At 66.2% G+C, this 14,611-nt stretch carries 16 protein-coding genes; 8 read left to right on the forward strand and 8 right to left on the reverse strand.

Annotated elements, in window-relative coordinates:
- Nucleotides 1-138: 138 nt before the first annotated feature.
- A complete protein-coding gene (locus tag K7H93_RS07840) occupies nt 139-1,584 on the reverse strand; it encodes an O-antigen ligase family protein (RefSeq protein WP_230783181.1) in 1,446 nt (481 codons plus the stop codon).
- A gap of 53 nt (nt 1,585-1,637) precedes the next feature.
- On the opposite strand from K7H93_RS07840, the gene K7H93_RS07845 reads away from it, so the two are divergent.
- On the forward strand, nt 1,638-2,105 hold the full coding sequence (locus tag K7H93_RS07845) for a hypothetical protein (RefSeq protein WP_054525493.1): 468 nt from the start codon (nt 1,638-1,640) through the stop codon (nt 2,103-2,105).
- Nucleotides 2,106-2,128: 23 nt separating this feature from the next.
- Here the strand turns inward: K7H93_RS07845 and fabI are convergent, their stop codons facing one another.
- From fabI to K7H93_RS07870, 5 genes are all read right to left on the reverse strand, one after another.
- Entirely contained in the window at nt 2,129-2,935 is an 807-nt protein-coding gene (fabI, locus tag K7H93_RS07850) for an enoyl-ACP reductase FabI (RefSeq protein WP_230783182.1), read from the reverse strand.
- Entirely contained in the window at nt 2,932-3,966 is a 1,035-nt protein-coding gene (locus tag K7H93_RS07855) for a YihY/virulence factor BrkB family protein (protein ID WP_230783183.1), read from the reverse strand. The genes fabI and K7H93_RS07855 overlap by 4 nt, the downstream gene beginning before the upstream one ends.
- A 7-nt stretch (nt 3,967-3,973) precedes the next feature.
- Complete coding sequence (locus tag K7H93_RS07860) at nt 3,974-4,924, reverse strand: DnaJ C-terminal domain-containing protein (protein WP_230783184.1); 951 nt, start codon at nt 4,922-4,924, stop codon at nt 3,974-3,976.
- A 74-nt stretch (nt 4,925-4,998) separates the two neighbouring features.
- A complete protein-coding gene (locus tag K7H93_RS07865) occupies nt 4,999-5,811 on the reverse strand; it encodes a class I mannose-6-phosphate isomerase (RefSeq protein WP_230783185.1) in 813 nt (270 codons plus the stop codon).
- Nucleotides 5,808-6,824, reverse strand: coding sequence for a mannose-1-phosphate guanylyltransferase (locus K7H93_RS07870; RefSeq protein ID WP_230783186.1), 1,017 nt, complete (start codon nt 6,822-6,824; stop codon nt 5,808-5,810). Before K7H93_RS07870 ends, K7H93_RS07865 begins: the two co-directional genes overlap by 4 nt.
- 80 nt (nt 6,825-6,904) lie before the next feature.
- Between K7H93_RS07870 and pdxH the strand changes: the two genes are divergently transcribed.
- Genes pdxH through K7H93_RS07885 form a run of 3 tightly spaced genes read left to right on the forward strand, consistent with a single transcriptional unit; the run spans nt 6,905 to nt 9,290 of the window.
- Nucleotides 6,905-7,525 carry a pyridoxamine 5'-phosphate oxidase gene (pdxH, locus tag K7H93_RS07875; protein ID WP_230783187.1) on the forward strand — a complete coding sequence of 207 codons (621 nt, stop codon included), beginning with the start codon at nt 6,905-6,907 and terminating at the stop codon, nt 7,523-7,525.
- Entirely contained in the window at nt 7,522-8,469 is a 948-nt protein-coding gene (locus K7H93_RS07880; protein ID WP_230783188.1) for a cation diffusion facilitator family transporter, read from the forward strand. The genes pdxH and K7H93_RS07880 overlap by 4 nt, the downstream gene beginning before the upstream one ends.
- Nucleotides 8,466-9,290, forward strand: a complete 825-nt coding sequence (locus K7H93_RS07885) for a PhzF family phenazine biosynthesis protein (protein WP_230783189.1) — start codon at nt 8,466-8,468, stop codon at nt 9,288-9,290. The genes K7H93_RS07880 and K7H93_RS07885 overlap by 4 nt, the downstream gene beginning before the upstream one ends.
- Nucleotides 9,291-9,322: 32 nt before the next feature.
- Here K7H93_RS07885 and K7H93_RS07890 read toward each other — a convergent pair whose 3' ends face one another.
- Complete coding sequence (locus K7H93_RS07890; RefSeq protein WP_230783190.1) at nt 9,323-10,468, reverse strand: serine hydrolase domain-containing protein; 1,146 nt, start codon at nt 10,466-10,468, stop codon at nt 9,323-9,325.
- A 29-nt stretch (nt 10,469-10,497) separates the two neighbouring features.
- Between K7H93_RS07890 and K7H93_RS07895 the strand changes: the two genes are divergently transcribed.
- Nucleotides 10,498-10,878 (forward strand): hypothetical protein, encoded by a 381-nt coding sequence (locus K7H93_RS07895; protein WP_222824279.1) that lies wholly within the window; start codon nt 10,498-10,500, stop codon nt 10,876-10,878.
- 16 nt (nt 10,879-10,894) lie between these two features.
- On the opposite strand, the gene mnmA is transcribed toward K7H93_RS07895, so the two are convergent.
- Nucleotides 10,895-12,049: a tRNA 2-thiouridine(34) synthase MnmA gene (gene mnmA / locus K7H93_RS07900; RefSeq protein WP_230783191.1), complete on the reverse strand. Its 1,155-nt coding sequence runs from the start codon at nt 12,047-12,049 to the stop codon at nt 10,895-10,897.
- A 438-nt stretch (nt 12,050-12,487) separates the two neighbouring features.
- Between mnmA and sciP the strand changes: the two genes are divergently transcribed.
- From sciP to K7H93_RS07915, 3 genes are all read left to right on the forward strand, one after another.
- On the forward strand, nt 12,488-12,787 hold the full coding sequence (gene sciP / locus K7H93_RS07905; protein ID WP_010235586.1) for a CtrA inhibitor SciP: 300 nt from the start codon (nt 12,488-12,490) through the stop codon (nt 12,785-12,787).
- Nucleotides 12,788-12,909: 122 nt separating this feature from the next.
- On the forward strand, nt 12,910-13,179 hold the full coding sequence (locus K7H93_RS07910) for a GlsB/YeaQ/YmgE family stress response membrane protein (protein ID WP_010235583.1): 270 nt from the start codon (nt 12,910-12,912) through the stop codon (nt 13,177-13,179).
- Nucleotides 13,180-13,414: 235 nt separating this feature from the next.
- Nucleotides 13,415-14,608 carry an efflux RND transporter periplasmic adaptor subunit gene (locus K7H93_RS07915; protein WP_420840378.1) on the forward strand — a complete coding sequence of 398 codons (1,194 nt, stop codon included), beginning with the start codon at nt 13,415-13,417 and terminating at the stop codon, nt 14,606-14,608.
- Nucleotides 14,609-14,611 lie beyond the last annotated feature (3 nt).

Genomic DNA, 14,611 nt, shown 5'->3' on the forward strand with positions numbered 1-14,611 from the left:
CAGCACACACAATAGCAATATCAATCGATGCATTATCTGCCTCTGGCGTGAATGGTCGAGTGGAAGAAATCCGGGCAGACCCGATGCGCCCCCAGACTGGCGGCGCAGATAGGCCTAAACGCTATTCCGGTAAAGTGCTCATTGGGACGGGTTCGTGTTTCGCCGCCGGGTGCCACCGCCGGACTTGCGCTTGCCTGAACCGGATTTTCCGCTGCCGGCGATGCGCTCTTCGCGCGGGTATCCGCCCGCCAGCCAGACCGCGGCGATCGCGCCCAGCGCCATGATGATCGGCGTGCGCGCGGGGTAATCGACGAAGCTGGCCGCGAACACCAGCAGCAGCATCCACGATCCCAGCACCGCCAGCCCGCGCCCGGCAATCCATGCGCGCACGCTGGCATAGGCCCACCAGCCGATCCCCACCACCAGCAGCAGTGCACCCAGTACACCGCCTTCGAGCACCACCTGCAGGAAATCATTATGTGCAAGGTTGTAATAGCGGAACTGGAGCATCGCGTCGGGCTCGGCGATGCGGAAGACCGGATCGAAAGTGCCGAAGCCGCTGCCCACGGGGGCGAAGGTGGCAGCCATCATCGACACCACCCCGGAGAGATCTTCGCGCGCATCGCCGGAGATCGATTCCGAGCCCAATCTTTCGAAGGACTCTGCCCGTCCGAGCACGACGCTTGCGACCACCAGGGCGATCAGGATCGCCGCGCCCACAAGCAGCGCGGATCGCGGAATCTTCGGCGCATTGCCGCCCGGTACGACGAAGACCGAGGCGCCCGCCACCAGTGCAAGCGCGCCAAGTGCCAGACCGGCGCGCGACCCCGTGGCGAGGATCACCAGCACCATCAGCACGATGGAGAGCCCGCCACCGCCCAGCGCGAAAGCGGGAGAGAAATGGCCCCGGCGAACGCCGCGCGCCGCGACGAAAAATACCGCGACAATCGCCATGGCGAGCATCAGCGCCTGATGGTTGCGGTTGGCGAACACCCCGCTTGCCTCGCCCGCGCTGTCGTTGATCAGCGGGTGGTCGAGGCTGATGCCGGAAAATTCCGCGAGCCCGACAAGCAGTGAGAGCACAGCCATAACAATCAGAGCCTGTACGATCCGCCACTGCGCCTTTTCGGGCAGGTAGGCAGCGAAGGCGACCGCTGCGACCGGTACTACCAGCGACATCAAGGCGTTCATCGTACCCGGAGGCGAAAGGCTGATCGGCCGCCATGGCTGTGTGCCAAGCCCGGCGACATCGGCGGCGTCCAGAAACAGGTCGCGCCCCGGCATGGCGGTCCACAATCCCGGCGGCAGGGGGATCAGCTGCACCGCGACCAGCAGCGCTGCGCCGACGAGCAGGATCAGCGGCATGCCCAGCTTGAAGTGCGTCGGCCGAGCCTTGAGCACGAAGAACACCAGCACGGCCCAGGTGCCCACGCGGGTAACCATCTGGCCCAGCGCATCGGCGCGCGATGCGCCGCCGGCCAGCCAGACGATGGCGAGCAAAACCAGCAGGCACACGAAGGCGAGGCTTTCCGGGCCGCCGCTACGTTCGAACGGAAGCCAGGATTTCAGAACATTGCGCTTCATTTTGAAATTGTTTCCGTCCGGGGTATGCGACGCGCGTCTTTAGGGAAGTTTCAATGATCAAGCGAATCATGCTGCTGGTTGCAGCCTTGGGATGTCAGGCATGCGGCCAGGAGACCATCGAGCCGTACAAGGTCGATAGCTTCGCCGGTCGTGAAATTCCAGCGGCGCAAAAGAAGGCTGCCCAGGCGCTCTCGATCGGCAACGCGTCTGCGCTGACCTATTCGGACAGCCCCTATACCCAGGCGGTGCTGTGCGATGTGGCGACCGACACCGTGCTGGGCCCCTATCGCAATTCCGCCCAGCTCGACCAGACGCAGCAGGCGGCGATGGGGCAGTTGCTCGAGCTGTTCGACAAGCGGGTGCAGACCCAGGCACGCGAAGCCCAAAAGAGCGCGAGCGAACTGGCGCAGGATCGCGAATCGCTGGCCGAGCAATTCATGCCTACCCGCCCGGCCAAGGCGAAGGTCGCGCTTGCCTGTATTCGTGAGATCGAAGGCTTCGGCGACCTCCCCGGGATCTAGCCCCGGGATCTGGCCCAGGGAAGCTAGCCGAGCGCGATATCGGGCGCGTCTTCCTGCTTCATCCCGACGACGTGGTAGCCCGCGTCGACATGGTGGACCTCGCCGGTGACGCCCGATGACAGATCGCTCAGGAAATAGAGGCCCGAGCCACCGACATCGTCGATCGTGACATTGCGGCGGAGCGGGGAGTTGAGCTCGTTCCACTTGAGGATGTACCGGAAATCGCCGATCCCGCTGGCCGCCAGCGTCTTGATCGGCCCCGCGCTGATCGCGTTCACCCGAATGTTGTCCGGCCCCAGATCATTGGCGAGATATTGCACGCTGGTTTCCAGCGCGGCCTTGGCGACGCCCATCACGTTGTAATGCGGGATGACCTTTTCCGCGCCGTAATAGGTCAGGGTCAGGATGCTGCCGCCGCTTTCTGGCATCATCGCCGCCGCACGCTTGGCCACCGCGACCAGCGAATAGGCCGAGATGTTCATGGTCATGAGGAAATTGTCGAGGCTGGTGTCGACATACTTGCCGCGCAGCTCGCTCTTGTCGGAAAAGCCGATCGCGTGGACCACGAAATCGAGGCTGTCCCAGTGGCTCTTGAGCGTCTCGAACGCGGCGTCCAGATTGTCCATGTCGCTGACATCGCACGGGAACACGATTTCCGAGCCGAGCTGCTCGGCCAGCGGGCGGACCCGCTTTTCCAGTGCCTCGCCCTGATAGGTGAAGGCCAGCTGCGCGCCCTGCGCGGCGCAGGCCTTGGCAATGCCCCAGGCGAGCGACTTGTCGTTGGCGAGCCCCATGATGAGCCCCCGCTTGCCTTCCATCAGACCGGTCATGGTTTCTCCTTTTCGTATCCCAGCGCCTCTGGCGCGATCCGCGGCTCGTGCGCGCTCATCGTCGCCAGCCGCTCTTCCTCTGGCGTCTCTGCGAGCGCCGCGTTCAATTGCGCCCCGATAACGACGCCGAGCCCGACCAGCCAGAAAAACAGCAGCGTGATGATGATTCCGGCGAGCGAACCATAGGTGAGGTTGTAGCTGAAAAAGCTCCGCAGCACCTGCGGCAGCGCGACCGTCACGCCGACCCACCACAAGGTGACCGCCAGCGCGCCGGGCCATTTGGGGTAGCGTTTCTTGCGGTACTGACCGGGCGTCAGCACGTAGAACAGCGCGTAGAAAGAACCGAACAGGCCGAAACCGGGCACGAAGCGCGCCAGCGCGAGCTTGCCCAGCGCATCGCTGAGGGGCGGGAAATAGGCTGCAATGATTTGCTGCGCCGTGCCGATCATCACCTGCGCGATCAGCGAGAGCATCAGCACGATGACCGCCGCGATGATGATGCCGGTCGATGCAAGGCGGTAACGCCAGAAGGCCTGGGTCGCCTCGGTGCCGTAAGACCGGCGCAGCAGGTCGCGAATCGTCTCGATCAGGCTGCCCACGGTCCACAGGCCCAGCAGCCCGCCCGCCCACAGCAGCCAGCCCTGCCGCGCATCGATCACGTTGCGCGCCACGGGCTCGATCACCTCGGCCACCACCGGCGGCATCGCGAGCAGGAGGGCGTTGATGCTGGCCGCGCGCTCGCTGCTCTCGCCGAAGGCGGCGAAGATTGCCGCCCCGGTGATGAAGAAGGGAAAGATCGCGAGCATCGCGAGATAGGCGAGATTGCCCGCGTAGAGGAAGCCGTCGTTAAGCGTGCCCACCAGCACCCGGCGCGCAACCTCGTAGGAGCGGAAATACTTGTGTTCCGGTGCGCCGCGCGAGGTCCGCAGGGCCTGCGCCTCACGCCGCCGGTCCTCGGGTGTCAGCGAGTGGATCTGCCGGTTTTCAGGGTCGGGAAGCGCCTGTCTGAGGCGCGGAATGAGGCGGCCCATCGCCACCTCAGGTGCTCAGGTCCGCGCGTGGATCGCTTTTGTCGGTCCATCCCTCGAGTGCTTGCTGAAGCGGGCCGATATCCTCGGGCAGGACGATCTGGATCGTTACCAGCTGGTCGCCGCGGCCACCGGTTTTGCGCGAGAAACCCTTGCCCGACAGGCGCATGGTCGTACCGCCGCTGGTGCCCGGCTTGATCGTCAGCATGACCGGCCCGTCGACCGTGGGCACGCGGACCTTGCCGCCGCGAACCGCCTCGCTCAGCGTGATCGGCAGTTCGAGCCGGACGCGGTCGCCGTCGCGTTCGAAATGGGGGTGCTTGTCGATTTCGACCGTGACCAGCGCATCGCCCGCGCCGCCGGGCCCCTGCTCGCCCTTGCCGCGCAGCCGCATCTGGGTGCCGCTCTCGACCCCGGCGGGCAGTTTCAGGTCGATCGTCTTGCCGTCGGACAGGGTGATCCGCTGATCGATCAGCCTTGCCGCATCGACGAAGGGCACGCGCAGGCGATAGGCGATGTCCGCACCCTTGCGCGGGGGTGCGCTGCGCGAGCCGAAGCCGCCGCCTCTGGCGCTCCCGCCGCCCATCGGCCCGGTCCGGCCACCGCCGAACAGGCCTTCGAACAAGTCGCCCAGATCCACGTCTTCGCCGCCGAAGCCGCGAAAATCCTGGTTCGAATAGCCACCGCGCGGCCCTGCGCCGCTGCCGCCGAACCCTCCGCCACCGAACGGATTGGTCGGATTGCCTTCAAGGTCGATCTCGCCGCGATCGTAGCGGGCGCGCTGGTCCTTGTCGGACAGCAGATCATAGGCCTTGGTGATGTCGGAAAAGCGCTCGGCCGCCTTGGGATTATCCTTGTTGCGGTCCGGATGGAGCTGCTTGGCGAGCGTGCGATAGGCGCTCTTGATCTCCTTTTCAGACGCACTGCGCCCGATGCCGAGGATGTCGTAAGCGTCTGCCATGAGCTGCTAGCTAGAATTCGCACCGGGTCCGCGCAAGGCGCTTGGCGAGATAAGCCGGATTACGCACAGCACAATCAGGCATTTGCACGGTGGGTCTCCTCGACCAGAATGGCACTCGCGTCGGGTCGCAGCGCAAGGCCGCGCAGCCCGCGCGCAATCGTACAGCTGCCCACGGGCAGCGGCTGTTCGTCCAGCGTGACCCCTTCGGACAGCGGCAGAACCAGACACTCGCGCCCGAAACGCTCGTTGGGTAATGCGGCAGAACCGGTCAGTTTCGCGACCCGGAAAAACGGCCCGTCGATCAGTTCGCAATAGACACCGCTGGTCTCACCGGCACGGGTCAGCAGCGCGTCGTCGAACGGTTGACGCCGGACGACCCGCAGCGCCTCTTCGAGATGCAGGTCGCGCGGGCGCCCGTAATCGTACAGGCGATAGGTCACATCGCTGTTCTGCTGCACTTCCAGCAGGCTGATGCCCGGCCCGATCGCGTGGATCGTGCCGGCCGGGATCGACACGAAATCGCCCGGCCGCACTTCGAGCCGGCGGACCGCGCTCTCGATCGAGCCGTCGAGCGCGCCTGCACGCAGTTCGTCCACGCTCATCGCCCGCTCCAGCCCGACCGCGATCGTCGCGCCGGGTTGCGCATCGAGGATGTACCAGCACTCGTTCTTGCCCCGCTGGCCTGCCGGGGCCTGCGCATCGTCGGGGTGGACCTGCACCGACAGCGCGGCATCGGTGAAGATGAACTTGACCAGCAGGCTGTCGAGCTCGGGCGGCGGATCGAACCAGATCTCGCCCAGCGGCTCTTCGCCCGGATTGGTGAAAGGAGCGGGCGGCGTGTGCCGACCCCACACCTTGTGCACCAGATGGACCGGGAGCGTCCTCATGAGAGAGAGGCTCCGCCCAGCTTGCCGACATCCTGCGCCGCATCGGCGCGCATGACGAGAATTTCGTCGCCGTCGACCACCACGATCACGTCGTCCAGCCCGACCACCGATACCCGCGGCCCGTCGCTGTCGACCATCACTCTGCTGCAATCGAGCAGTTCGTGGGGCCCGCGAGAGACCCCGCCGCGCGCCTCGCGCAGCGCATCCCAGCTGCCGATATCGGACCAGCCCATCGAGACGGGCACCATCGCTGCATGGGCGGTGTTTTCCATCACTGCATAATCGATCGATTCGCTGCGGATCGTCTCGAACACCTTGGCATCGGGGCGGAACAGCGCCCCGTCCTCGGTGCCTTGTGCCACCGCAGCCTCGCACAGGGCCGCCATTTCCGGTCGGTGCCTGCGCAGCTCTTCCAGGAATACGTCGCGGCCGAAGGCGAAGATGCCGCCATTCCAGCTATAGCGACCATCGGCGAGGAACCGCTGCGCCGTAGCAAGGTCGGGCTTCTCGACGAACGCGTCGAGCCGGAAGCCGTCCGCGAGCGCCTCCCCCCGCTTGAGGTAGCCATAGCCGGTGTGGGGCTTGCTCGCCTCGATACCGAAGGCCACCAGCGAGCCCTGCTGCGCCAGCTGTGCTGCGGCGCGCGCGGCCTCGCGGAATGCGGGCGCGTCGGCAATGTAATGGTCGCTGGGGCAGACCAGCAGAACGCTGCCTTCCGGTGCGCGCAGCGCGGCCAGCGCGATAGCGGGCGCGGTGTTGCGGCCCATCGGTTCGGCGATAATCGCAAGCTCGCTGCCACCCTGTTCGCGCACCAGCGGCACATGCGGCTCGCCCGCCACCACCATCGCAGGCGCGAATTGATCGGGATCGGCCACCCGGTCGAGCGCCTGCTGGAACAGCGTCCGCTCGCCCAGCAGCGGCAGGAAGGGTTTCGGCCGGGCAGGGCGAGAGCGCGGCCAGAGGCGTGTGCCTCCGCCGCCGCACAGGATCACGGGCTTGATTAACGCCGACATGGCCGGGTGTTTACCAAGCACTCCTTACCAAATGAATGCGCCAATTGCGGCTCTGCACGGGCGGGGCTAGGGACCGGGGCATGAGCGACACCATCCATACGCCCGCCACCAGCAGCGCGCTGCCCACCGATGGCCCACTGGCGCTGTTCGACCAGTGGTATGCCGAAGCGCGCGCTAGCGAGCCCAATGATTCTAACGCGATGGCACTGGCAACCGCCACGCCGGACGGTCGCCCGTCGGTGCGGATGGTGCTGCTGAAGGACTTCGGCGAGGGCGAGTTCACCTTTTACACCAATGCGCAGAGCCGCAAGGGCGAGGAAATTCGCGCCAATGCGCATGCCGCGCTGCTGTTCCACTGGAAGGGCCTGCGCCGCCAGATCCGCATCGAAGGCCCGCTCACCCAGGTAAGCGACGCGACCGCCGACGAGTATTTCCACTCGCGCTCGCGCCCGGCGCAGCTTGGCGCGGTCGCCTCCGACCAGTCGCGCCCGCTCGCGGATCGCGAGGCCTTTGTCGCACGCTATCACGAAGCCGAGGCCCGCTTTGCGGGCGACGAAGTGGAGCGGCCCGCCCACTGGACAGGGTTCACCCTGCATGCCGAGCGGATCGAGTTCTGGCTCGACCGCGACAACCGCCTGCACGATCGCCGCGTGTTCCTGCGCGAGGGCGACGGCTGGACGAGCACGCTGCTGTTCCCATGAGGAGCGGGTCGGCCAGCGAGAGGGCAAACCTCGGCCGCGCCGCCGCCATCGCATCGATTTCGACCGCGCTGCTGCTGGTCGCGCTCAAGCTATGGGCGGTGTGGCAGACCAGTTCGGTGTCGCTGCTCGGCAGCCTGGCGGACAGCGCGCTCGATCTGGTGGCGAGCCTTGTCACCCTGCTCGGCGTCATCATCGCTGCGCGTCCGGCGAGTTCCACCCACCGTTTCGGGCATGGCAAGGCGGAGGCGCTGGCAGCGATCTTTCAGGTGATGCTGATCGCGGTGTCCGCCGCAGGCATCGCCATGCGATCCGGGCAGGCGCTGGTCGAAGGGGAGCGGGTGGCCGCCGCGCAGGAAGGCATCGTGGTCAGCGTGATCGCGATCCTTGCAACCTTCGCGCTGCTTGCCTTTCAGCGTTACGTGCTCGCGCGGACGGGCTCGCTCGCGATCCATGCCGATCATGTGCATTACCAGTCGGACCTGCTGCTCAATCTCGCGGTGATCGCGGCGCTGGTGCTCGATCGCTATCTCGGCGTGGCGTGGGCGGACCCGCTGTTCGGCCTCGCGATTGCCGCGTGGCTGCTGTGGGGCGCTTGGCGTGCGGGCTCGGAGGCGGTCGATCACCTGATGGATCGTGAATGGCCGGAGGAAAAACGCCGCCGCTTCGTCGAGGTCGCGGCGCGCCATCCGGAACTCGCCCGCCTGCACGATCTGCGCACGCGCACCAGCGGCGGAATCGATTTTGTTCAATTTCATGTGGACCTCCCCGGCGACTACACCGTTGAGAAGGCTCACGATATCATCGACCGGGTCGAACAGGAGCTGGGCCGCGAATTTCCAGAGGCCGAGCTGCTGATCCACATCGACCCTGCCGGTCATGTCGATGAGCCCGGAAACACGCTCGTCGAGCAAGACGAGTTCGCCAAGCTGGAGAGCAAACCATGACCACGCTGCCTTACTGGCACGTCGACGCCTTCGCCAACCGGCCCTTCGCCGGCAACCAGGCGGCGGTGATGCCGCTCGCCTCGTGGTTGTCGGATGCGACGCTGCAGGCGATCGGCGAGGAGAACAATTTCGCGGAAACCGCCTTCGTGGTGCGCGACACCAGCGGCGGGGCCGACTGGGAGCTGCGCTGGTTCACCCCGACCAGTGAGGTCGCGCTGTGCGGCCATGCCACGCTGGCCGCGGGGCACGTTCTGTTGGACCCGGACAACCGCTTCGGAAGCGAAAGCGGCGACAGCGATTCTGTCACCTTCCGCACCCGCAAGGCGGGCCTGCTCGAAGTGCGGCGGGTGGAATCGGGTTATGAGCTCGCGCTGCCGATCACCAAGGTGGAGGAGGGCGAGTATCCCTCTCTGCTGAATGCACTGCACGTCTCCGCGCCGTTGTTCGAATCGGTCAGCGGAGCGGAACAGACCACCATCGTGCTGCTCGAGAACGAAGCGGAGGTCCGCGCGCTGGAGCCGGACATGCGTGCGCTCGCCAAGATCGACCGGATGGTCATCTGCACCGCGCCGGGCGACGAGACCGACATCGTCAGCCGCGTGTTCGTGCCAGCCTGGGGCGTGCCGGAAGACAGCGTGACCGGATCGGCCCATGCCGCGCTGGCTCCGTTCTGGGCGCAGCGGCTGGGCCGCGACACGATGAGCGCGTTTCAGGCCTCCGCGCGTGGCGGGCATCTGCATTGCCGGATGGATGGCGAGCGGGTGTGGCTCGGCGGGCCGTGTGTCACCGTGGTCGAGGGCAAGTTCCACCTTCCCGAATAGGGCGTGCGGGCGGGGCCGCGCCCCTCGCCGCGTTACGGTGTGGGGTAGAGTTCCACCAGATCGTTGATCTGGCGCAGCAGCGCGCGGCGCTCCTCCGCGTCCGAATGGCCCAGCCGCACGATCGTCAGCTTCTGCTTGGGCGAGACCACGATGTACTGGCCCATGTGGCCGATCGCGGCGAAGATGCCTTGCGGGTTGTCGATCGGATAAAGCTGGTTCTGCGGATCGGACGCTTGCGTGTTAAGCCAGATTTGCCCGCCATAGAACGGCGCGGGCGGACTGGGTTCGAGCATGAAGTCGATCCACTGGCGCGGGACCAGCTGGGTCCCGCGATAGCTCCCATGATTGCGCAGGAATTCGCCGAACCGCGCCCAGTCGCGCAAGGTCCCGTGGATCGCGCTGCCGCCGATCAGCGTGCCCGCTGCGTCGTATTCGGGCACCATCGAGGTCATGCCCAGCGGGCCGAACAGGCGAGTGCGCAAGTATGTATCGACCGCCTTGCGCCGTTCCTCAGGGTCCTGGCTGTTCCTGGTCAGCACGTCGGCGGCGATATCGGCGAGGATCACCGTCGTGTTGCTCGAATATTCGAACTTTTCGCCCGGCTCTGCCTCCAGCGGCTGTTCCTCGGCGAACTTCGCCATATCGTCGCGCTGGTCGAGGAACAGCATGCGCACTTCGCTCGATTCGTAGGGCACCTCGCCGCCCTCTGTATGGTCGAGGCCGGAACGCATCTGGAGGAGGTCGCGCAAAGTGATCTCGGCGCGCGCATCGCCGGGGCGCTGCCATTCGGGCACCGGCGCGGGCGCATCAAGCTCCAGCGCGCCATCGGCGACCAGCATGCCGATCATCACTGCAGTCACCGTCTTGGCCATCGACCAGCTGATGAAGCGGGTGTCTGCATCATAGCCGTCGGCGTAGCGTTCGCCGACGATCTCGCCTGCGTGCATGATCAGCGCGGCGCGCGTTTCGCCGAGGCCCTGCTCATCCTCGAACAGATCGCCGAATTCCATCGCCAGCCGCTCCCGGCCCACGCCGGGATTGTCGCCGATCACCGAAAGCTCGGCCTCGGTTGCGCCCGGATCGACCTCCGTGCCGCCGCCGCATGCGGCGAGGCATAGAGCGAGGGGGAGGGCGAGACAGACGGGGGTTGCAAGCGCACGGGCGCGGGGCGAAGACATGCGCAGCAATTCGCACGAGAGAAGCCCGCTTGGCAACGACAGATACCCATTCCGCTTACACCGCCAGCCGCCAGGGCGCCCGCCGCCGCCTGTGGCCGCGCATCCTGCTGGTCGCGCTGCTGGTGCTGGCGAGCATCGCGGCGATCGCGTTCTTCGCCAATCGCACGGCGATCAACGGCTATGCCGTGACCGGCGCGGCCTACGCGGCGCGGGTTGGCTGCTCGTGCCGCTATATCGGTGGCCGCCCGATCGGCGATTGCGCGAAAGACAAGGTCGCCGGGATGGAACTGGTCCGCCTGTCCGACGATCCGGCCACGAAGAGCGTTACCGCCACGTTCCCGCTGCTTGCCAGCCAGACCGCGACGTATCGCGAAGGCTATGGCTGCGTGCTGGAGAAGTGGGAAGACTAGCGCGGGTTGGCGCGTGTCAGGCTGCGGGCCGGGTGCTGTCGATCCAGCCGCCGCCGACTGCCCGGTCGCCCGCATAGATCACCGCCGCCTGCCCCGGGGCAACGCCGTATTCGGGCGTGTCGAAGTTGATCGTGACGGGTGATCCCTCGCCCAGCGAGCCTTCCAGCGTGACCGGCACCGGCTTGGCGAGCGAGCGGACCTTGGCCGTCAGCGGCAGGTCCGGCAGCGGGCCGATCCGGTTGGTATCGACCAGCTGCGCGCTCGCGGTGGCAAGCATGGCCTTGGGCCCGACGCGCACTTCCGCGGACTTCGCATCGAGCTCGACCACGTAAAGCGGCTCCGGCTGACCGCCGATCTCGAGCCCGCGCCGCTGGCCCACCGTGAAGTGGATCACGCCCGCATGCTCGCCCAGCGTCTCGCCGGTGCGCGCGTGGACGATGGCGCCGGGCGTCGCGCCCTCTGGCCGCAACTTCTTGACGATGCCGGCATAATTGCCGTCGGGCACGAAGCAGATGTCTTGGCTGTCGGGCTTGGCTGCGTTGCGTAGACCCGCTTCCTCGGCGAGTGCGCGGACCTGCGACTTGGGCATTCCGCCCAGCGGGAAGCGCAGGAAATCGAGCTGCGGCTGGGTGGTCGCGAACAGGAAATAGCTCTGGTCGCGCCCCGCGTCTTCGGCCCGGTGTAGTTCCGATCCGCCCGCACCCATGACCCGGCGCACATAGTGCCCGGTGGCGAGGCAATCGGCATCCAGTTCGCGCGCCATGGTCAGCAGATCGGTGAACTTGGGGCCCATGTTGCAGCGGATGCACGGCACTGGCGTGCGGCCCGCGAGGTAATCGTCGGCAAACTGCTCGACCACCGATTCGCGAAACGCGCTCTCATGGTCGAAGACGTAATGCGCGATCCCCAGCCGGTCCGCCACGGCGCGCGCGTCGGCGATATCGTCGCCCGCGCAGCACGCACCCTTGCGCCCCGTCGCGGCACCATAATCGTAGAGCTGCAGGGTGATGCCGACCACGTCGGCGCCGGTCTTCGCGGCCAGCGCGGCGACCACCGAACTGTCGACCCCGCCCGACATCGCGACAACGATCCGGCACTCGGAGGCCGGGCGCGGCAGATCGAACAGGTTCGCGGCCTGATCGGCGTTGGAGAGGAAGGTGGTGTCGGTCATGGGGATACTCGCAAGCCCCGCATATAGACCCGCGGGCCCAAGAGACAAGAAATGCGCCGGTTGCGGGTGCCTGTCACGTTAACAAACGCTCGCGCCAAGCGACTGACTTATGGCTGCATTTACCCTCTCTTGACCATATTTGGGTTAGGCAGGGGGCATGTTCGAGGGAGCAGACAAGATCGCCGCGGCCAAGCCAGCGGCAGACGAGCACGGCCTCAGGCGAGTCGGGTGGTCCGAACTGGCCGCCGCGATCAGCCTTTCGCGCGCCCTGCGTACGCAGGACCCGGGCCTCCTTTCGCAGTCCGGCCCGTCCTTCGACCGAACCGAAGCAAAAGACGAACGCAGCGTTAACCTTGTGTCTTTAGCGCGCCGCAAAGCGAGCAGGGGTAGGGCTTCTTCCAGCGCCAACCCGTCCCCCGAGCGCCATCGAGAGAATCCATGATCGAGAACCAGAAAATCAAGCCCGACCAGGTTATCGGCCCGCTGGGCGAGCCGCTGACGCTGGCCGATCTGCCCAGCCCCAAGACCAAGCGCTGGGTCGTTCGCCGCAAGGCGGAGGTCGTCGCCGCAGTCAATGGCGGCCTGCTGACCATCGACGAAGTGCTGGAACGCTACGGCCTGACGCTGGAGGAGTTCGCCTCCTGGCAGCGCGCGGTCGACCGCTCGGGCATGCAGGGCCTGCGCGTCACCCGAATCCAGCACTATCGCGATCTTTACGAACGCCAGTTGAAATACTGATTTCGCCACGTTCCCGGCGGCCCGACAGGCGACAATTCGTCGCCCGTCGGGAACCTCCTGTCCCTCGCTCCCGTTGCTGACCCGTGACCCGAACGGGGTGGAATAAAAACAGGAGCTGGGACATGTTGAGTTGGATTATCGCGATTATCATCGGCGGTGTGGCGGGCTGGATTGCCTCCATGATCATGGGCCGCGATGCCTCGATGGGCATCTTCTGGAACATCATCGTCGGCCTTATCGGCTCGCTGATCGGTAACTGGGTCGGCAACGCCTTCTTCGGCGTGGGTGGCCCGATCGGCGAATTCAGCCTGACCGGCTTCATCGTCGCCATCGTCGGTGCCGTGATCCTTCTCGCGATTGCCAATCTGGTACAGCGCGGGCGCGTTCGCTAAGCTCGGCACGTCATAGAGACACCGGAAAAGGCGGTGCGGCCATCAGGTCGCACCGCCTTTTTGCTGTGCGCTGCGCGGCCCCGAACACAGCTCTCGTTCGTCAGGCTTGCTAGGCAGTTGGTAGAGGAGCCGATTGCCGGTTGCGAATAGCGGCCCTAAGGCAAGTCCGGATCGATAGATCGCCCCCGACCTGCGTCGGAGAGGCGAAGCAACCGCCAGTGCGAACGGACCGAACATGAATTATCAGCCGACGGTCGGACACGACGAAAATGAGGGCAGGATGAGCAACCCCTACACGACCACTCCAGACAGTGAATCGAAGGGTGGGCGGACACGCATTGTCATCATCCTGGCGGTCGTCGTGGTCGCGCTGCTTATTGGCGGCTGGTTCTACCTCAGCTCGACCAACGAGGCCCCGGCCCCGGTCGATGCGGGCTCCCAGGCGGCCGACATCACGGTCATGAAGCCGGGCAGGGGCGCGATCGAGGGCACCATCACCGCGACCGGCACCATCGCCGCGCGGCGTTCGCTCCCCGTCGGCGTGGTCGGCGAAGGCGGCCGGGTCGTTTCGGTCAACGTCGAACAGGGCCAGTGGGTCAATGCCGGGCAGGTGCTCGCTTCGATCGATCGCTCTGTCCAGAACCAGCAGGCGCGCGCACAGGCCGCGCAAATCCAGGTCGCCCGGGCCGACGCTGAGCTGGCCCAGAGCAATCTCGACCGTGCGCTTCAGCTGGTCGAGCGCGGGTTCGTCTCGCAAGCCGATGTCGACCGTCTGACCGCGACGCGCGATGCAGCCCGTGCACGGGTTGCGGTGGCACAGGCCCAGCTGGGCGAGCTGCGTGAGCGCAACGCGCGGCTCAACATCGTCGCGCCCGCATCGGGCCTTGTCCTGGAACGCAATATCGAGCCCGGGCAAACGGTGGGCGGCGGCACACCGTCGGTTTTCGTGATTGCCCAAGGTGGCCAGATGGAACTGCGCGCGCAGGTTGGCGAAAACGAACTGCAGAAGCTGTCTGTCGGGATCCCGGCAGAGGTCTCTCCGGTCGGATCGAACGAGACCTATACCGGCCAGATCTGGCAGATCGAGCCGACCGTCGACGCGCAGAGCCGCCAGGGAGTCGCCCGGATCGCACTGAAGTACGCACCCGGTCTGCGGCCCGGCGGCTTTGCAACCGCAACCATTCGCAGCGGCACCACGGTTGCTCCGCTGCTGCCCGAAAGCGCGGTCCTTGCCGATGACGAGGGCAGCTATGTCTACATCGTCGGCCCGGACAACACCGTCGTCCGCCGCGCGATCGAAACCGGCATGATCACCTCGCGCGGGGTCGCGATCACCGGTGGTCTGTCGGGCGACGAGCAGGTCGTGCTGCGCGCAGGCGGCTTCCTCAATCCGGGCGAGCGGGTGAACCCGGTCGCGCAGAAGGACTGAGCA

It is taken from the genome of Citromicrobium bathyomarinum (genome assembly GCF_021021475.1).
In the GTDB taxonomy this organism is placed as follows: domain Bacteria; phylum Pseudomonadota; class Alphaproteobacteria; order Sphingomonadales; family Sphingomonadaceae; genus Alteriqipengyuania; species Alteriqipengyuania bathyomarina.